We start from the raw sequence: 19065 nt of genomic DNA on the forward strand, positions 1-19065 counted from the left end.
CCCTGCAGGGGCTAGTTGCAGGTTGGCCAGGAGCTGTCTTCGAGCAACAGGGTTTCGAAATCTGTGCATGAGACGGCGCCGCAGATCAGGAATCCCTGGGCCTGATCACACTCAATGCTACGCAAGAATGCAAGTTCTGCCTGTGTCTCGACCCCTTCAGCAACCACCGTCAGGCCCAGCTTTCGGCTCAGCTCCACGAGACTGCGCAGGGCCGAGGCCAGATTTTCATTTTCAACACAGCCATGCACCAGCGAACGGTCGATCTTGAGTTCGCTGAAGGGGGTTGAGACCAGGTTGAAATAGGAACTGAAACCCTTGCCGAAGTCATCCTGGGCCAGGCCAAAACCCATCATGCGCAAGCGACAGGCGCCAGCATAGTAGTTACTGAGCTCTTCTGTGGTTGAGCTTTCCATCAGCTCAAACACGATGCTGCGCGGCTCGCCGCCATCGGCCATCACATAATCGCGCAAGCGGTCGGCCAGATCGTGGTTGTCCAGCAAGTGAGTAGGCAAATTGATGGAAACCGGGATATCCCAGCCCTGCTCGCGCCACTTTCTTTGTGCCTGCAATGTTTGCTCGAGCATCAGCCACAGCAGTCGCTCCTCCAGCCCCTGGTTGATCAAGAGCGCAAGAAAGTCCTTGGGCAATAACAGCCCGACTTCGGGGTGAGCCCAACGGACCAGCGCTTCAGCGCTGAGAATATTGCCGTCGCGCAGAGACTTCTTGGGCTGGAACCACGCCTGGATCTGGCCGTTGCCCATGGCCGTTTCGATACTTTGCGGATCGACCTGTATACCCTGCGCAGGGTCCATGGCGCCGTTGAGCCGGAAGATCGCCATACGCTCTTTCAAACGCATGACGGCATTGATTTCCACCGGCTTGGAAATCAGGCCGACCACTGTAATACCCAGGTTTTTCGCCGCCAGGCCCGCACTGATCAACATTCGCCGCGACGAGGCACTCATCAGCGCCAGCGCCGGTGTTTTTTTCAGGGCCGCAATCCTCTGGATCAATTGCACGCCATCCATGCCCGGCATCAGCAAATCGCTGAGCAGCAGGTCATAGTCATTACGGGCCAGGCATTGCAGGGCACCCGCGCCGTCCCAAACGGTGTCAACTGCAAAGCCCCCCACTTCGCTGAATACATTCAGTAAATACTCATGCTGAAAGGGATGATCCTCGACGACCAGTACACGATAGGGCTTCACTGGATCCTCCTTTAAAGTGCTGAAGACAGTTGTATAGGGTGTGCAACGTGAAAGGCTTGATCAGGCAGTGATTCATCCCGGCGTTCAGGCAACGCTCGGAGTCGTCGGGCATGGCCTTGGCCGTTGCTCCGATGATTGGCTCAGTAATATTCATGGCCCGTAATCGGGTGGCCAGCTCATAACCGTTCATTCTTGGCATGTTGACGTCGGTCAAAATCAGATCGAATGTCCCGTGCTGCCAGAGCTCGAGCGCCTCCAGACCATCACTGGCCAATGTCACTGTGCAGCCCAGCTCCTGGAGCTGGTCACGCAAAATCAGCTGATTGATGACGTTGTCTTCCGCAACCAGGATTCGTAATCCGAGATTGAGCTCTGCCCTGGCGGCTCCCGTTTTTAAATGACTGTCTGTGCGCATGCCCTGCGCCTCGCACAGGGCGCGGTATACGTCCTGCAAGCTGTTGAGGTCGGCGTGCCAGCAAGGATTGGCAGTCGAGAGTGGCTGCGAACTGTGACTGGCGGCCACCACCAGCGGCCCCGTCCAGTCGGGCTCCAGCAATTGCCGGGCACAGCCCGGGTGCAGTTCCAGCAACACCCCATCGTCACAGGCATCGCCCTGCTTCGGGGCTCCCAGATGAGCCCGTGCGCCCCAGCGTCGTAACCAGGCGCAATAACATTCAGCCAGCTCGCGCAGGGGCGAAACCACATACACCACACTGGAAGACAATTCGCCCAAGGGGCTCAGGCGCGAAGGCGCCTTGACCTGTACCAAGGGCAAATGCAGGGTAAAGCTGCTGCCCAGGCCCGGCTCGCTGACCAACCGCATGGTGCCGTTCATCAAGTGCATGAGACGCTTGCAGATAGAAAGCCCAAGCCCCGTACCCGCGACCACGTGCTTGGCAGACTCCACTTGATAAAAGGGCTCGAACAAGTGGGCCTGTTCTTCATGGGCGATCCCTTTACCGGTATCCGAAACCTGCCAGTGCAACATGACCCGCTCATCATCGCGGCTGTCCATTTTCAGGCGCAGCACGACTTTTCCGTAGTCGGTGAATTTCAGGGCGTTGTTGAGCAGGTTGTTGAGGATCTGGCGGATACGGGTGACATCCCCGCTGAGCCACTCGGGCACCGTCGAATCAATCAGGGCAAACAGCTGCAGGCCCTTGGCCTGAGCAGCACCGCTGTATCCCTGAATCACCTCCTCTATCAATTCCATCGGGCTGAAGGTGTTGAGTTCAAGCTGAAGTTGGCCCGCCTCAATGCGCGACACATCCAGTACGTCGCAAATCAGCTGCAACAGATTGCCGGAAGAGCGTTCGATGGCTTTTAAATAGTTGTTTTGCTGATCGTTGAGATCGGTGCGCGCCAGCAATTCAAGGGTGCCTAAAACACCATACAAAGGCGTACGGATTTCATGGCTCATGGTGGCCAGAAACAAGGTTTTGGCCTCATTGGCCCGATCCGCCAGCTGCCGGGCACGCTCCAGCGTCACTTCTATCTGTTTGCGCGCACTTATGTCGCTGAACGCACAAATCAGCACGTCTTCACTCTTGTAACGGGTCGGTGCAAACGCGAGGTAAAGAAGACGACCATCTTCCATCTCGATTTCATCGCTGTTGCTCAGGTCGGACTCGTCGAAAGCGCGATGAATCCAGCCATGGCACAACTTGCCACGCTCACTGCTACTGCCCAGCCACTGTTGCGAAAGCGAGTTTTCCAGCACCACCGTGCCGTCCGTGCGGCGAATGACGCACAAGGCGACCGGCGCGACCTGCAAGGCAGCTCGACTGAAGGCCTCACTTTCAACCAGCGCCTGGATACGGTTTTCACCCGGAGTAATCAGGCGCCGGTCGATGCGCACGATCAAAAAGCGCAGCCCGATGCAGACGGCAATGAACAACAGCACACACACCGCCAAAGGCCAGCCCAATACTGGCAGCAACGATTTAATGTCCACGGCATAGACGATTTGCCAGCCTGAATAACCCAGTTTTTTGCGGATCGCCAGGCTGTCGGGCAACCACCCTGAACCAATAAAGCCAAACGAGTTTCTGGCTTCCAGGGCGTGTAATGAATCCACCAGGGTGGACTGCGCGGCATTGGTGAAAATGATCTGCCCCTGACCGTCCAGCAACATGAAATCGCCAGCGCTATCACTGCGTAAAGCCTCGATCAGGTCCGGGACCTCAACTTCAATGCCCAACCAGCCGGAAGACAGGTTGCGGCTATCAAGGCGTGCGAATAAATAGAACGGGGAGTCCAGGACCTTGTTGTCGGTCAGCCAGAGGTCATCATCAAAGGAATACGCCCTGTCGCCCTCCTCGGCCAGACGTTGCAGGACCACCCGGGGCAAGAGGGGGTCCAGACCGGGGGATGCGTCAAACAGACGTACCACCTGGGGTTGATCGGCTGGCGGGACGTACAGCAGATTGACTTTGCTCTCGTACAGATAGTCCATCATGCGTCGGGTCAGCCACAGGCTCCAATGGCCCGCTTCACTGCCCAGACTGATTTTTATCTCTTCCAGCGGATCGACACTGTCAGGCGTTTGAGACAGTGCGGTGTCCGGCACCGTTGCCAGGACCAGACTTTTGAGCAAGGTCTGGCGGCTGACGAAAAAATCCTGAGCGTTGAACACTGCCTCGTTCATGACGCTGCGGCGCTGGGATACTTCTTCGTTGAAGACTGCCCGCAGGTAAACGAACGAGCTCGCGAAAACCGCAACTAACAGGCCGCAGGCAAAAAGATGGAGAAGTTTTCGGGCGGCTTGGGGAGTGGATTTCATGCCCCAAGCCTGAGGCCGGGGCATGATAAAAATAATCAGACAATTCCTGAAAGCACTCCCCCCCGTAGCAGCTGACGAGGAACCAGGCTGCGTCCGGCGGCGCCTACAAGAAATGCGCTACAGGGTTAAGCCGGGCGAACCGCGCTCAAATCCATACGCCCGTCTTTCATCGGCGGGCACCAGTAATAACCGCCGCTCAATGGCCGGCTATAACGGTACAGGCCGTCAACGATGCCGTCTTCAAGACCGCTCATCCGACGCAACTGAACTTCGAAGGCATTCAGGGTGCGACTGAAGGAGACAAACATCAGCCCGGACTTGCCGTTTTCAGTCCACGGCATGGAACGGCGCACGGTAAAGGCTTCAGGCGAGAAGCTCTCCTGGGCGGTGCGTTTGACGTGGGCCGAAGCCGGTGCATCTTCAAGCTCTTCGTTGTCGCTCAGGCGACGGCCGATGATGTTGTCCTGCTCGGCCTGGGGCAGCGCGGCAAAACCGTTCAGATCATGCTGCCACTGCTGCACCGCGACAAAACAGCCACCGTCCAGGCCCGGGCCGGCATTGGCCACGATGGCCGCTTCTACCGCCGCTTCGTCCACCGGGTTCTCGGTACCGTCTTCATAACCGGTCAGGTCACGGTCGGAGCCGTAGCGGAAGCCTTCGGTTACTTGCAGCACGTTGAACGCAGACGCCAGCGCGGTCTCGATCTTCTGACTGCGATGCAGCAGTTCGCCGCGGTCATCACCCAGCAACCACAGCCACAGTGCGTGCTGGGTCGACGGGTTTTCAACCATGGCATTGAGTGCCGGGAACACCCGCAAACCTTGAACTTTCGCGCCCAGGGCCATTACCAGAGGCGACCCGAAGCCTGCCACTACACTTTTGCCATCCACCCACTGCGACAGAACGTCGAGCGCTGCCGGCAGTGCTTCTACGGACTTGAGGGCAAAAAACATGTAGCGCCCCTGGGAGGGTACGGGTTTGGCGAGGATGCCAGGCTGGTAAAGACTCATAGAAACTCCTTCAGGAAAGCCGGGAGTTTACCCCTGCAGCAGCGCCTTTTCGCAGATCGGGGGGTTATTTTTGTTAAGGGCTACCCTAGGTGTGCATAGCAATGCTGCTCGCTGGCGATACCCGGGTCGAAGAACACCTCGCCCTTTGTCAATTAAACGGAATTTTTTGATGACCAGAGACTCACTTAGAAACCACAGGGAGGTTTTTTTGAATCATGAATTCGGCAAAGCTTTACGTTATTGAATACACACTGCACGGGGCCCCTAAATCTTTCATCATCCGCCTGGCGCGCATGGATAACGCCGTTGCGTGGCATTGGGCCGGGTGTGATGCGGGGGTGGTCCGTATCGGCCGGCCAGGTCGTGAAAACGAGAACAAATCCAGCCGTCTGGAAGTGGAAAAACACGGTGTTGCGGATGTGAAGTGGCGAGCCACTTGAGTCGGCTCTTCGCCAGAGGACTCGCGCAGTGCAGAACTGCGCGAGGTTTGGCTGATTACCCCTTGTCACCACAATGGCAGCCGCTGGAGGTGGCGCACGCCTGGCCTTTGGGGTGATGGTCAGCACAGGCCTGGCAGCAATAGTGCTTGCCGTCGCGCTCAATGCCATTGGTGCCTACCTTGCAATTACAGTTCGGACAGTCACATGTGTGCTCTTTCATCTTGAACTCCAAGTTGTCTGGTCGTCACAAAGCGACAGGCTTGCCGCTTATAGTCAGTGACTGTAGACCCCGAGCGTTGGTTCACCCTTTATCCCATCGGAAATACCTGCGAATTGATTTATTGTGCACGCCAGGCTGAAACCGGCCCTTCAATAATCATAAGAACACTGAGGTATTTTCCATGGCCGCTGAGATTGCAGACAGCCGCTCTGCCCGCTTTGCCCTGCGCTGCTCGAACTGGGCCGAGCGCTGGTTCCCCGACTCCTGGGTATTTGCCGCCGTTGCCGTGATCACGGTGGCGCTGGCCACAATGGCGATGGGTGCCAAACCCACCGACGCCGCCGTGGCATTCGGCGACGGGTTCTGGAGCCTGATCCCGTTCACCATGCAAATGGCCTTCGTCGTGATTGGCGGCTATGTGGTCGCCAGTTCACCGCCCGCCGTGAAACTCATCGACAAGCTGGCAAAGGTCCCGAAAAACGGGCGCCAGGCAGTGTGCTGGGTGGCCCTGATTTCGATGGTTGCATCCTTGCTCAACTGGGGCCTGTCGCTGGTGTTTGGCGGGCTGCTGGTACGTGCACTGGCCCGGCGTACCAACTTGCGCATGGATTATCGCGCCGCCGGTGCCGCCGCCTACCTGGGGCTGGGTGCAGTCTGGGCTCTGGGCCTGTCGTCATCTGCCGCGCAACTACAGGCCAACCCGGCCAGTCTGCCGCCGTCGATCCTGTCGATTACCGGGGTCATCCCGTTCACTGAAACCATCTTTTTGTGGCAGTCCGGCGTATTGCTGGCGGCGCTGGTGGTGGTCTCGCTGATCGTTGCCTACGCAACGGCTCCGGGCCCGGACTCGGCACGTGATGCCGCCGCCTGCGGAATTGACCCGACCTTCAGCACACCCAAATTGCCCCCGCGTACCCGGCCCGGCGAATGGCTGGAGTACAGCCCGCTGCTGACCATTTTGCTGGTACTGCTGGCTGGCGGTTGGCTGTTTCATGAGTTTTCGACCAAACCGGCGATTAGCGCCATTTCGGGGCTCAACACCTATAACTTCCTGTTCCTGATGCTCGGCGCGCTGCTGCACTGGCGCCCCCGCAGCTTTCTCGATGCGGTAGCCCGCGCGGTGCCCACCACCACTGGCGTGATGATCCAGTTCCCGCTGTATGGTTCGATTGCCGCGTTGATGACGGTGGTCAAAGGCACTGACGGACAAACCCTGGCCCATCACATTTCGTCCTTCTTCGTGCAGATCGCCTCCCATGACACCTATGCCCTGTTGATGGGGGTGTATTCGGCGATATTGGGCTTTTTCATTCCGTCAGGCGGCGGCAAATGGATTATCGAAGCGCCCTATGTGATGCAGGTGGCCAATGATCTGGGATACCACCTGGGCTGGGCCGTACAGATTTACAACGCGGCCGAAGCCTTGCCGAACCTGATCAACCCGTTCTATATGCTGCCGCTACTGGGCGTGCTGGGATTGAAGGCACGGGACCTGATTGGCTTTTCATTCGTGCAACTGCTGGTGCATACGCCCCTGGTGCTGTTTCTGCTGTGGGCGTTGGGGACCACGCTGACCTACGCGCCGCCAGTGATGCCGTAACAGCGAAAAACACTTGCTCGCGATGGCAACCCCGGCGTTCAGGGCTGCCATCGCGAGCAAGCTTGCGGCTACAGGTGGCGGGGGCGTTTCAGACCGCCCCTGCCGGGCGCAAGCGGTATTGCGGCGGCAACTGGTCCAACCCGCTGATGGTGGTGTTCAGGCTTTTCCAGCGGCCGTCCTTGATGCCGTAAATGCAGCCGTGGACCGAGAGCTTCTGCCCGCGATGCCAAGCGTTCTGCACAATGTTGGTGTGACCCACGTTGGCCACTTGCTGGATCACATTGAGCTCGCACAAACGGTCGACGCGCTCTTCCTCGGTCGGCAACAGCGCCAGCATTTCGCGGTTCTCGTAATACAGGTCGCGTATCGAACGCAGCCAGCCGTCGATCAGACCCAGCTGCTGGTCCTTCATCGAAGCCCGCACCCCGCCACAGCCATAGTGGCCGGTGACCAGAATGTGTTTGACCTTCAATACATCCACTGCGTACTGGATGACCGACAGACAGTTGAGGTCGGTGTGCAGCACCACATTGGCCACATTGCGGTGTACGAACAAGTCGCCAGGCAGCATGCCGACGATTTCGTTGGCCGGTACCCGCGCATCCGAACAACCAATCCATAGGTATTCCGGCGTTTGCTGGCGGGCCAGTTTGGCAAAGAATTCGGGATCTTCCTGCTTGATCGCATCTGCCCAGCGTTCGTTGTTATCAATCAGGTCTTGTAGTTCGTTCATGCTGTGAAGCCTCAAGAGTTGATGCGCTGCTTTGACAGCCAACCGCTGGTCGGGGTCACGTGGAATCTTCAGGATCGTCTAGAGTCCACCGTAACAGGACTCACATTATGAGGAATTACCATGACTGATTCACGTCGTCCGTTTGGAGCAGAAGAACCCGAGGACATCGACGATATGGAAGACCGCATGGGCTCGGTTGAACCGCTGGACTTTGACGACCCGCAGGATACCCGCGAGTCGCTGGATGATCTGGTGACCGATGAAGAGTACAAGCGCCATATTGGTGACAATCGCCCGCGCAACCGGGAAATCAGCGGAGCGGCACTGCCGGGCAATGGCTCGGACCCGGATGATCTGGATGCGCAGATGCTGATACCCGAGGACGGAGCACGGGATGCCTACGAGGCAGTGGAAGAACGGGGTGGCGCAGCAGACTGGGATCTGAGCGTGGTCAAGGAAAGTGAAATTGGCGCAGGCCACGGCCTGGACGAAGCGGAGCTGGCAGATATAGATCCGGTGGGGCGTAAACCTGAATGACTTGATCGCTGGCAAGCCAGCTCCCACCCCACCTGCAGGAGCGAGCTGTATGTTGTTAAAAGCTCGCTGGCAAGCCAGCTCCTACCAAGCCGGCTCCTACCAAGCCAGATCCTGCCAAGCCAGATCCTGCAGGGTGGCGGTGCGGTTCAGTCGACCAGGGTGCAGGCCATCACGACTGCATCTTCACGTCCGCCAACCGCCGGATAGTAGTCACGGCGGCGGCCGATTTCGTTAAAGCCATAACGCTCATACAACTTGAACGCAGCCGTGTTGCTGTCGCGCAGCTCCAGGAAACACTCCCGGGCCTTGTTGGCATAGGCAATGGACATCAGGTGCTCGAGCAATTTGAGTCCCAGGCCACGGCCCTGGCTTTCCGGCTTGACGGTGATGTTCAGCAAATGTGCTTCATCGAGGATGATTTGCACCACCCCGTGGCCCACTTGCTGCTCGCCTTCAAACATCAGCCAGATCTGGTATTTCCCCAGACCGTCGAGAAAAATACCGCGGGTCCAGGGGTGGCTGAAGGCGGCGTATTCAATTTTCAATACGGCTTCAAGGTCCGCCTCGGTCATCGGACGAAAGGTTACAGCGTCACTCATCGTTTTGTTTCCAGCGCGCCATCAGCCGGCGCATGGCTTGCCACACATGCGCTTTGCGTTGTGGCTCATCCATTAAGAGTTCCAGACCCGGCAGCGCCCATGCGCAGCCCAGCCCTTCAATTTCAAGTTCAGTGTTAAACGCTTGCGCGTCTGCCTCACCGGCAAAACGCACCGCTGGCAGCCCCACCAGCCACAAGCAGGCACACTCGGCCTCTTCGAGACGGGCCATGACAAAGCCCTGCACGAATTCCCGCGCGGCTTCCGGCCCCTGGTCGACATTGCCCCGGCGCAACAACGGCCAGCGCACGGGCTCGCCAATGATTTGCGGGCTGTCGGGCAGACCGGCAGCGCGCAACATGTCCTTTAACAATAAATACGCCGGATCACGGCTCTGGAACGCGCTGCCTGTGGGTAACTCCACCAGCACCAGACAACGCCCGGCCCGCAGCAACTGCAAGGCAAAGCGCGGCGGCGGCAGTTGCACCACCTTGGGCGTGACCGGTACCGGTTCGGCTTCAACCACGGGCTTGCTGGCCGCACGCACAGAGATCGAAGGCCGGGGCACTTCGATCTTTGGCCGCTCTGCAGGCGCGCTCGCAGCCGCCACTGCCTTGACCGCAGGCCGCGTAATCACGGGCTCTGCGGGCGGCTCGGGGAGTACCAGCAGCTCGGGCCGCGAAGGCGCGGCAAATGGCAATTCGGTGCGCGGTAACCAGCTGACCACCTGCATGGCAGTCATATACGCGCGGCGGCGGGACTCGTTCAACAAGGGGCGGCCATCTGTGGATAACTAAAGATGGGCAATTCTACCGCCCTTCTGCCCTTCCCGCCCCCAGTTGATGAAAAACGGATGCTCGGCGGGTTGCACCTCTGATCGTCAAGTGATGACTCGACGGCACGTTGCAGTACAATCGCGAACTTTCATTGCCAATTGACCGGCCCTCCCATGATCGAACCCAAGCGCGTATTACGTGCCCTTGCCGAGCACTGGGCACTCCTTGAGCCTTTGTGTGAACACTTCGACCAAGGCACGTTGAGCCTCAGCGAACTACGTCTGCAATTGGCTATCCATCAAGTGGATAGCACGCCACAGGACATCACCAACGTCCTCGACAGCTGGATCCGGCTGGATATTCTGGTGCCGGTCGCCAAAAGCCCGAACCGCTTTGAGTTAAATGCACAGATCCTCGATTTTCTGGCGTACCTGAGGCGCGAGCACCGCCTTGGCCTGTGCCTGGAGATCGAAGCCTATCTGCGTCATCTGGAGCGTCTGGCAGGGTACATCCAGGATGCGTTCGACATCCGTGACGGTCATGATCTGGCGCGCCAGCTGCGCTTGCTCGATATGCGCGTTCGCGATGTGCTGAAAAAACTCGCCAATGACGAACAGGCCCTGGTCGCGGTAGCCGAGCGGGCCAAGACCAGCGACCGGCAGATCCCGCTGCGCCAGCGTTATGCCGAGGTTCTGGCAACGTGGGACGAATACGTCGAACCCATGATCCAGCTGGTCAACGCCGACGGTGCTTTCGAGCAAGGCGTGCGCAAGGTTGAAAACGTATTGCTGCGCATGCTCAGCGAGCAACAGCGACTCGGCCATCTGGTGGACGACGACATGTTGCTGCGCACCCATGCGCGGATCCTTGAGATGCAAACCAGCGCCCAGCTGACTTTGCGCCATGCCCGCGAGCTGTTGCTGCCGCTGCGTGAAGAAGCGCGCCGGCACAATGCCGTGACCCGTGGCGCCGCACTGGCGCTGGCAGCCATCCGCCGCAAAGGGCTGGACGCCGTGCCACAAGCCTCGATGCCGATGTTCACGCGCCCGCAAAGTACCTTTTTGGGCAGCGCCAGTCAGGTGGAGGCCTACGTGTATGCGCTGGCCCGCTTCGAAGCAAAACCGGCACGTTTCCCCAAGGCGCATAAAGCCCACCGGGGCGAAACACCCAAAGCGCCGCGTACGGTCAAGGAAATGCTCGATCGTTGCAGCGACGCGCTGCCAATGCCGGACTTGATGAACTGGCTGCTGGCACAGGAGCCAGACGGTGACACCGACGAGTTGCTGTACTGGTTCTCCCGCCTGTCACGGGAAAAACGCTTCGTGCGCGAACGCCTGGAGCGCCGCGATTATCACACCCACGAACATCTGGTCAGCCTGCGTTCCTTCGCCCTGCTTTCTCGCAACGAAGACGCAACCGAGACTACAGCGAGCCCTCTCCATGCATCTTGATCTGTCAGAACTGTCCCAACTTGCGCCGATCTTTCGCGAGTTGTTCAAGGGTTACCACGTCAGCCGTCGTGACCCGGAGCTGTACGCGCAACTGTCAAACTTTCAGGATCAATACCGCGCCCTGTTCAAGGCACTGGGCTTTGAGCTGGTGTGTGATACCCGCGGCTTTTATTACTTCGTGCCCGACACCGCCACCGCGCAAGTGAACAAGACCGCACAACGCCTGGCACTGTTCACCTTTATCATCGTCGAGCATCTGGCCGATCAGGGTCGCGACCCGATTGCCGTGCTCGATGGTGGCAGCCTGGGCCGCGATGAACTGCCTGCGCTGCTGGAGAAATACCGTGATCTGTTTGTACAGGCGGAGGTCACTTCCCACGAAGAGCTGGAAGAAAAGATCATGCGCCGCATGACCCAGCTCGGATTCGCCAGCGAAGAGCCCGGGATCTACCGTTTTCTGCCGCCGATGCACCGCTTCCTGGATGTTTGCCTGTCGGTTCAGCAAGACCGCGATCTGGCCGCCAGCCTGCACAGCATTCTGCCGCTGCCTACGCCGGTGTTGATCGACGATGACGCTGAGCCCGAGGAAGAGGACGAAGAAGCCGCACTGGCACGCGCCATTGCCGCCGAGCAACAGGAGATGGATGCATGAGCCAGGAACGCTACGGAATACGCCGTTTTGCCTTGTTGAATACCGCCGGTTACAGCCTGGGCCTTTTCCCGCTTGAGCACCCACTGTCGGTGTACGGTGCCAACAACCTCGGCAAATCAGCTTCGATCAATGCCTTGCAGTTCCCGATTCTGGCGCGCATGTCAGACATGAGCTTCGGCAAGTACAGCCTCGAACAGTCGCGCCGCTTCTACTTTGCGTCCGACACCAGCTACATCCTCGTCGAAGTCTCACTGCCCCATGGCCCCCATGTAATCGGCGTGGTCGGCCGTGGCCCGGGTGGCGGCTTCGGTCACCAGTTCTTTGCCTACGCAGGCAAACTGGACCTGGCCCATTATCAGAAAGACGACACCTGCCTGCGGCAGAAGGAGCTGTTCACCAACCTTGAGCGCAATGGTCTCAAGGCCTATGAGCTCAAGCCCGACGAACTGCGCCGTCTGCTGGTGGGCGGGCACACCTCGATTCCGCTGGACCTGACGCTGATCCCGCTGCGTTCCACCAGCGAGCAGAGCATGAAGACGTTCCGCGCCCTGTTTATCAACCTGCTGCACATGCGCGAAATCACTGCGGCCAAGCTCAAGCAACTGTTCCTCGATGCCTTTGAGCACAGCCTGCGTTCGGGCAGCGTCGATTACATTGCCGCCTGTGAAGAAGCCTTCCGCGACGTACGCCGCATGGAGCAGGACTACAACGCGCTGGTGGGCGCCGGGCCTCTGGTGGAAGCGCTGGCGGCCGGTGTTCGCCAGCGTGATCTGCTGCGCGGCAAGCTGCATCGCCTGTCGCCGCTCCTGGATTCTCTGCTCGGCACCTGGCAAGACTACGCCGGGGTACGCAAGGAAGAGTTGCTGATTCAATCCGAGCATTACCGCAACGAACAGGATTCGCTGCAAAACGATCAACGCAGCAGCACCCAGGAACTGATGCGCCTGGAGCGGGAAATCAGCGGTATACAGCGCTGGCTTGGTGAGCTGTCAGTGCTCAAGCACCGCTTTGCCCTGGTTGACGATGTGAAAGTGCTGGAGCAGCAGCTGCTGGCCGCCAAGGATGCCCATGATGAGTTGGCCGGGGCCCTGTCCCAGTCGCGTCAATTCAGCGCCGAGGATCTGGATGAGCGTCTGCGGGATCTGGAAAAACGCCTGAAGTCTGTCAAGCAGCAGCTCGACCACGCCGACAACAACAGCTACGCCCGTCTGCGCGAAGAGTTTTCGCAACAGGATGTAGAGCGCCTGATGCGCCTGTTCAACAGCGCCCTGTTCAGCCTGCCGCTGGGTGAGCACGGCATTGCCCTGGATGACAGCGATGCCTGGGTCAAATCCCTGGAACTGATCCTCGCCGGCTTCAAAGGCGAGCGCTTTGAGGCGCCAGGGCTTAGCATCGATCTTGGCCATATCGAGCCGCCGGCCCTGCAGGCACTGGCGGACCGCGCGGCATTGCGCGAGCACAAAGAGCGTCTGGAAAAAGAACTCAAACAACTGAAAACCCAGCAGGCCGTGACCTCTGACCGGGCGGCGAGCAAGAGCGAAGCTGAGTCACTGTATCAACAGGTGCTGGACGCACAAAAGGCGCTGGAAGACTTCCGCCGCAGTCAGACGTTGAGTGCCGAGGAAGGCGAAAAGCTTGAGCTACTGGCCCAGGCCGAAGGTGCGCAAGACGAACTGAAACGCTCCAGCGATGCGTTCACCGAACGGGTGCAACAACTGTCGGCCAAGCTGCAGCTGGTGGGCCGCCAGATCGGTGACATGGAAGCCAAGCAGCGCACCCTGGATGACAGCCTGCGCCGTCGTCAGTTACTGCCTGCCAACCTGCCGTTCGGCACGCCGTTCATGGACCCGGTCGACGACTCGATGGACAACCTGTTGCCGCTGCTCAATGACTATCAGGACAGCTGGCAAAGTCTGCTGCGCAGCGACGGGCAGATCGAAGCCTTATATGCCCAGGTGCGGTTGAAGGGAGTGGCCAAGTTCGACAGCGAAGACGACATGGAGCGCCGCCTGCAACTGCTGATCAACGCTTATGCCCACCGCACCGAAGAAGCCCTGACCCTGGGCAAGGCCCGTCGTGCAGCCGTGACTGACATCGCCCGCACCCTGCGCAATATTCGCAGTGACTACGACAGCCTTGAACACCAGCTGGCGTTGTTCAACCGCGAGATCAACAAGCGTCAGGTCTCCAACCTGCAAAGCTTCCGTATCGTGCTGGCACCGAACAAGGAAGCGCTCAAGCATATCGATCAGATTATCCACAGCGCCGGTCAGTACGAAGAAGGCGAAACCCTGTCGGTGTTCGACCTCAGCCAGAGCGCCGAGCAGGACAACAAGAACGAAGAGGCCAAGGAGTATCTGGCGCGACTGGTAGCGGCAAACCATAACCAGTTGGGGCTCAAGGATTTGTTTGAGCTGGCGTTCGAGATCACCAAGGTCAATGGCCAGCCGGTGATCCATACCGATATCGACGGTGCTGCGTCCAACGGTACGACCATGACCATCAAGGCGCTGACCAACATGTATCTGTTGCTGCACTTGATGGACCGCGATCAGGCCGGGCGCATTCGACTGCCGTACTACCTCGACGAAGCAGCCGACATCGACGAGAAGAACCAGACCGCGCTGCTGGAAACCAGTCTGCAGCTGGGGTTTGTACCTATCCTGGCCAGTGTCAAGCCGCAGGTCTGTGCCCACGTAGCCATCGACCTTGAAGGCGGCAGCGGCCCGAACGGGATTTACATCGACGAGGATGACTGGAAGTACATTCGTCGCCATGACGAAGTGCAACCGGTCGCTGGCGTACCGGTTCAACAGCCGGAGCTGGATGAGGTCTGAGACCTGAAATGCGCTGCAAACCAAAAGACCGCGATCATTGATCGCGGTCTTTTGTTAAGCGGGTGCAGCTGAAGGCTATTTAGCCAACGGGATTTTCGGTGCCCATTGCAGCCACTCTTCCTCGAACTTGTCGAACAAGGGGAAGGTTTGCTCCGGGCGGGCCTGATTACCCATCTTGCCGTCATCCGGGGTAGCGAATGCGATACCGCCCTGGACCAGGGTCTCCAGGGACTCGGTACGGATTGTGGCGCCTTTGAACAGACCAAAATCGACACCAAAGCCGCTGCTGTTCCAGAAGCGGCTGCCAGTGCGAACCAATGGCGCGTAACGCGGCTCGATCAGGATATGCACCAGTACACGGTCAGCGGTATTGCCCAGCTCGTATCCAGTGACCTTGCCCACCGTAACTTCACGGTAGGTCACGGGTACCCCTTCCTTGAGCGAACCACGGCGTGCCGCACTCAACACCAGGCTTAACCCGGCTTGCGAGACGGCAGCCTCCGGGGCTTGATCCAGAGCGACAAAGCTGGTCTGCGGACCCAGTTGCCGGGCAGCAGGCTGCACTTCTATGTACTGACCGGTGACCAGGGTTTCCAGGTTGGCGGTTTTCATCAATCCAAGCTCGGGTTTGACGACCCAGAATTGACTGCCCACCCGTGCTATCCGCCCCGGCACTTCGGTGATACGGGCCTGGAGCATGACCGACTGCAGGTCGTCACTGAGGTCGATGCTTTCGATCTTGCCTACATCCAGACCTTTGAAACGAATCGGCGTACCGCTGCGCAGCCCGTCGGCACGTGCCACTTTGATTGTTACAGCGACACCCTGCTGCATCGCCGCGTCGCGGTCGGTATACAGGCGGAAACGAGGGATGCGTTTTTGCAGGGGCGCCGCGGCTTCCGGTGTTTCGAATGCAATCCCGCCGGCCATCAGGCTTTGCAGGGACTCACTCTTGACCTGAATCCCCCCGGTCAATCCGCCAGTGAGCGTGATGCCGCTGGCATTCCAGAAACGGGTCGAGGCGTTGACCAGGTTTTCGTATTCTTTCTCGATGTGGACACCAATGACCAACTGCTTCTTGGTGCGGGAGAACTGATAGCTCTGGACCGATCCAACCTTGACCTGCTTGTAGAGAATCGGGCTACCGACATCCAGTGATCCCAGGTTATCGGTGAAGAGCACCATGTGCAGACCCGGTGAGCGCAGATCCAGCGGTGGTGCTTTGGGCCGCGCAATGAATTCGCGTTCCGGTGTGCTGCCTTTGTCCCCCGGGCGAATGGCGATGTAGTTGCCTTTCACCAGAGCTTCCAGCCCCGTAATCCCGGCCAGCGAAATGGAAGGTTTTACCACCCAGAACTGGGTGCCCTGCACCAGATAATCTTCCGCCAGCGGATCAAGGGCCAGTTCGGCACTGGCACTGGTGAGGTCCGGGTCAACTTTCAAGGCCTTGAGGCTACCGACCTGAATACCTTTGTACATGACCGGTGTACGGCCTGCCTGCAGGCCTTCGAAGTCACTGAGTTTGACTTTGACCTTGATCCCCGCCTGCGCGGCATCAAAGTCCTCATACAGCCGGAACGGCAGATTTGTGTCTGTTGGCGGGCTGTCTTTACGGTTCTCCGGCGTCGCGAAGGCTATGCCTCCGGCAACAATGCTGGCCAGAGACTCACTGCGCACTTTCACCCCTGAAAGGTTGGCGTCGATGCTGATGCCGCTGGCATTCCAGAAACGCGTGTGTTTGCGCACCAGGTTGGCGTAGGTCGGCTCGATAAAGACTTTGATCTCGACCGTACTTTGATCTTCAGAGAGCACGTAGCTTTTGATCTGACCAACCTGAATCTGTTTGTAAAACACCGGACTGCCCCGGTTCAACGAGCCCAGGCGGTCTGCCTTGAGCGTCAGGTGCAGTCCTGGCTTGGCGTCAGACAGAGGCGGCTCTTGTGACAAGGCCTTGAATTTGCGCGTTGACTCGCCATCTGCCGGGCTGACGGCGATGTAATTGCCGGATACCAGTGTTTCCAGGCCGGTAATACCCGCCAGAGAGACGCTGGGTTTGACCAGCCAGAATCGGGTGTTGGTTCTCAGGTACTGCTCGACGTCTTTATCCATCTCGACGGTGGCAATGACCCCGTTGCTCGGGCCAGCTTCGTCCAGAGCCAGGGTTTTGACCTTGCCCACGGGCATGCCTTTGTAGACCACTTCAGTCTTGTTGGCGACGATGCCTTCGCCACTTTCGAAGCGCACCTGAATGTCGATTCCGGTCTGGGTATAGGCACGCCATCCCAGCCAGCCACCGATGATCAGGGCAATGAGCGGGAGAATCCAGATCGCCGACCAGTTGGAAGCCGGGCGGGTTTTAGCGGTAGGCAAGTCACTCATGGTCGTCGTCCGACTCCGTGTTATCCCAAATCAGTCGGGGATCAAAAGTTACAGCGGCTAGCATTGTTAATACCACCACACTGGCAAAAGCCACCGCACCAAGATTGGCCTCGATGCTGGCTATCCGTCCAAAATTCACCACCGCCACCAGAATGGCGATGACAAAAATATCCAGCATTGACCAGCGGCCAATGAATTCGATAAAGCGGTACATGATGATTCGTTGCCGGGCTGACAGCGGCTGACGGCGTTGCACTGAAAACAACAGCAAGGCGATGCCGACGAGCTTGAAGGTTGGCACCAGAATACTGGCCACAAATACCACGGCCGCAATCGGGATCATGCCGTGCTGCACCAGCTCAATGACACCCGCCATGATGGTACTCGGGGAACCCTGGCCCAAAGAGTTGACGGTCATGATGGGCAGCAGGTTGGCCGGAATGTAGAGAATGGCCGAGGTTAACAGCAATGCCCAGGTACGCATAAGGCTGTCGGGACGACGCGCATGTACCAGAGCGCCACATCGGGTACAGCTTTGCTCGTCGGTCTCGGGGTCTTGTCTGTTCAGCTCGTGACACTCGCCACAGATCAAGATACCTGCATCAATCGCCCGCATGGACATCCTCCCCGGATAATGCCTGCCAGATCTGGTGCGGCGACATCACAACTTCCAGCCAGACCTGTACCAGCAATAAGCTGACAAAACAGGTTAAACCAAGACCGAGGCTCAACTCTGCAAGGTCGGACAATTTCACAATCGCCACCAGTACTCCCATCAGGTACACCTCAAGCATGCCCCAATCACGTAAGTGGTGATAAATACGGTAAATGAGCAGCCCGTAGCTACGGCCTATGTTCCAGCGAATGCTGAGTAACACGACGAGCTGGCATAGCAGCTTGAGCAGTGGAATTCCCATGCTGCACAGGAAGACTACAACGGCGATCCCCTGCATGCCGGTATTGAACAGGCCAAGCACACCGCTCCAGACCGTGTCTTGCGACGCCTGGCCCAATAGATTGAGTTGCATGATGGGCAAAAAGTTCGCGGGCACGTAGAGCAGCAAAGCGGCGATCACCAGCGCGAGGCTGCGTTCGACGACTTTGTGCCGATGAGCATAGAGCTCATACCCACAGCGCGGACATTGGGCTTTTTCGCCGAGAGCGAGATGTGGCCTGCGCATCAACAGATCGCACTCGTGGCAGGCCACTAACTCGTCCAGCGGTAGATCTGACACCCTTTGGGGGTCAACCGGATCTGGCATATAGGGAGTCTCGGGCTCAGAAAATGACTGCGCCTATTCTAGTGCGCGGACTACAAAATAACTGTGCATATTTGTAGGACTTGAGCTGCAGGTGAATCTGGGCACGCAGTGCCCGAGTTGCAGCTTGTTGCGGCCAGGCATGTTGCAACTTTTCTCGGCACAAAAACAAACCCCCTGTCTGCGTGAGCAGACAGGGGGTTTGGAATTTAATCTTGACGATGACCTACTCTCACATGGGGAAACCCCACACTACCATCGGCGATGCATCGTTTCACTTCTGAGTTCGGGATGGGATCAGGTGGTTCCAATGCTCTATGGTCGTCAAGAAATTCGGTAGCCAGCGCGTTTACCTTGCGGTCAACGTTCCAGCGAATGGGTATGTAATAGATTTGTGTGTTATGCAAACTTTCGGTTTGTATCGTCTTCACACACCGCAACTTGTCTGTTCTTGTCACCAAGAACGCAAATTGCTTGGGTGTTATATGGTCAAGCCTCACGGGCAATTAGTATTGGTTAGCTCAACGCCTCACAGCGCTTACACACCCAACCTATCAACGTCGTAGTCTTCGACGGCCCTTTAGG

At 58.3% G+C, this 19065-nt stretch carries 16 protein-coding genes and 2 rRNA genes; 6 read left to right on the plus strand and 12 right to left on the minus strand.

Annotated features, from left to right (window positions below):
- Window positions 1–11: 11 nt before the first annotated feature.
- The 3 genes from WG29040_RS09885 to WG29040_RS09895 form a co-directional block, all read right to left on the minus strand.
- Window positions 12–1208 (minus strand): EAL domain-containing protein, encoded by a 1197-nt coding sequence (locus tag WG29040_RS09885; RefSeq protein ID WP_003439754.1) that lies wholly within the window; start codon window positions 1206–1208, stop codon window positions 12–14.
- Entirely contained in the window at window positions 1159–3990 is a 2832-nt protein-coding gene (locus WG29040_RS09890) for an ATP-binding protein (RefSeq protein ID WP_127196078.1), read from the minus strand. Before WG29040_RS09890 ends, WG29040_RS09885 begins: the two co-directional genes overlap by 50 nt.
- Window positions 3991–4115: 125 nt before the next feature.
- Complete coding sequence (locus WG29040_RS09895) at window positions 4116–5000, minus strand: Dyp-type peroxidase (protein ID WP_127196079.1); 885 nt, start codon at window positions 4998–5000, stop codon at window positions 4116–4118.
- A 215-nt stretch (window positions 5001–5215) separates the two neighbouring features.
- Here WG29040_RS09895 and WG29040_RS09900 point away from each other — a divergent pair, with 215 nt between their 5' ends.
- The gene (locus WG29040_RS09900; RefSeq protein WP_003439751.1) at window positions 5216–5440 is read left to right on the plus strand and encodes a DUF6555 family protein; all 225 of its coding nucleotides are present in this window, start codon (window positions 5216–5218) and stop codon (window positions 5438–5440) included.
- A gap of 55 nt (window positions 5441–5495) precedes the next feature.
- Here WG29040_RS09900 and WG29040_RS09905 read toward each other — a convergent pair whose 3' ends face one another.
- Window positions 5496–5660, minus strand: coding sequence for a metallothionein (locus WG29040_RS09905; protein ID WP_127196080.1), 165 nt, complete (start codon window positions 5658–5660; stop codon window positions 5496–5498).
- Window positions 5661–5841: 181 nt separating this feature from the next.
- Between WG29040_RS09905 and WG29040_RS09910 the strand changes: the two genes are divergently transcribed.
- Window positions 5842–7260, plus strand: coding sequence for a short-chain fatty acid transporter (locus WG29040_RS09910; protein ID WP_010657332.1), 1419 nt, complete (start codon window positions 5842–5844; stop codon window positions 7258–7260).
- An 88-nt stretch (window positions 7261–7348) separates the two neighbouring features.
- Here the strand turns inward: WG29040_RS09910 and can are convergent, their stop codons facing one another.
- Window positions 7349–7993 (minus strand): carbonate dehydratase, encoded by a 645-nt coding sequence (can, locus tag WG29040_RS09915; RefSeq protein WP_003439749.1) that lies wholly within the window; start codon window positions 7991–7993, stop codon window positions 7349–7351.
- A gap of 120 nt (window positions 7994–8113) precedes the next feature.
- Between can and WG29040_RS09920 the strand changes: the two genes are divergently transcribed.
- A complete protein-coding gene (locus WG29040_RS09920) occupies window positions 8114–8530 on the plus strand; it encodes a serine kinase/phosphatase (protein WP_127196081.1) in 417 nt (138 codons plus the stop codon).
- A 146-nt stretch (window positions 8531–8676) separates the two neighbouring features.
- On the opposite strand, the gene rimI is transcribed toward WG29040_RS09920, so the two are convergent.
- Both rimI and WG29040_RS09930 read right to left on the minus strand, forming a co-directional pair.
- Entirely contained in the window at window positions 8677–9129 is a 453-nt protein-coding gene (rimI, locus tag WG29040_RS09925; protein WP_003439747.1) for a ribosomal protein S18-alanine N-acetyltransferase, read from the minus strand.
- A complete protein-coding gene (locus WG29040_RS09930) occupies window positions 9122–9898 on the minus strand; it encodes an energy transducer TonB (RefSeq protein WP_127196082.1) in 777 nt (258 codons plus the stop codon). Before WG29040_RS09930 ends, rimI begins: the two co-directional genes overlap by 8 nt.
- Before the next feature lie 177 nt (window positions 9899–10075).
- Here WG29040_RS09930 and mksB point away from each other — a divergent pair, with 177 nt between their 5' ends.
- Genes mksB through mksF form a run of 3 tightly spaced genes read left to right on the plus strand, consistent with a single transcriptional unit; the run spans window position 10076 to window position 14842 of the window.
- Window positions 10076–11353, plus strand: coding sequence for an Mks condensin complex protein MksB (gene mksB, locus WG29040_RS09935; protein ID WP_003439744.1), 1278 nt, complete (start codon window positions 10076–10078; stop codon window positions 11351–11353).
- Window positions 11343–12005 (plus strand): Mks condensin complex protein MksE, encoded by a 663-nt coding sequence (mksE, locus tag WG29040_RS09940; protein ID WP_127196083.1) that lies wholly within the window; start codon window positions 11343–11345, stop codon window positions 12003–12005. The genes mksB and mksE overlap by 11 nt, the downstream gene beginning before the upstream one ends.
- On the plus strand, window positions 12002–14842 hold the full coding sequence (gene mksF / locus WG29040_RS09945) for an Mks condensin complex protein MksF (RefSeq protein WP_127196084.1): 2841 nt from the start codon (window positions 12002–12004) through the stop codon (window positions 14840–14842). Before mksE ends, mksF begins: the two co-directional genes overlap by 4 nt.
- Window positions 14843–14917: 75 nt before the next feature.
- Here mksF and WG29040_RS09950 read toward each other — a convergent pair whose 3' ends face one another.
- The 5 genes from WG29040_RS09950 to WG29040_RS09970 all read right to left on the minus strand — a co-directional run.
- Window positions 14918–17221 (minus strand): PqiB family protein, encoded by a 2304-nt coding sequence (locus tag WG29040_RS09950; RefSeq protein ID WP_010657337.1) that lies wholly within the window; start codon window positions 17219–17221, stop codon window positions 14918–14920.
- Window positions 17214–17837: a paraquat-inducible protein A gene (locus WG29040_RS09955; RefSeq protein WP_003439738.1), complete on the minus strand. Its 624-nt coding sequence runs from the start codon at window positions 17835–17837 to the stop codon at window positions 17214–17216. The genes WG29040_RS09950 and WG29040_RS09955 overlap by 8 nt, the downstream gene beginning before the upstream one ends.
- Window positions 17824–18483 (minus strand): paraquat-inducible protein A, encoded by a 660-nt coding sequence (locus WG29040_RS09960; RefSeq protein WP_003439736.1) that lies wholly within the window; start codon window positions 18481–18483, stop codon window positions 17824–17826. Before WG29040_RS09960 ends, WG29040_RS09955 begins: the two co-directional genes overlap by 14 nt.
- Before the next feature lie 210 nt (window positions 18484–18693).
- Window positions 18694–18809: ribosomal RNA gene (gene rrf, locus WG29040_RS09965) — 5S ribosomal RNA — on the minus strand.
- Window positions 18810–18965: 156 nt separating this feature from the next.
- Window positions 18966–19065: ribosomal RNA gene (locus WG29040_RS09970) — 23S ribosomal RNA — on the minus strand; the annotation flags it as partial.

It is taken from the genome of Pseudomonas sp. PAMC 29040 (assembly GCF_003994535.1).
Lineage (GTDB): Bacteria > Pseudomonadota > Gammaproteobacteria > Pseudomonadales > Pseudomonadaceae > Aquipseudomonas > Aquipseudomonas paraversuta.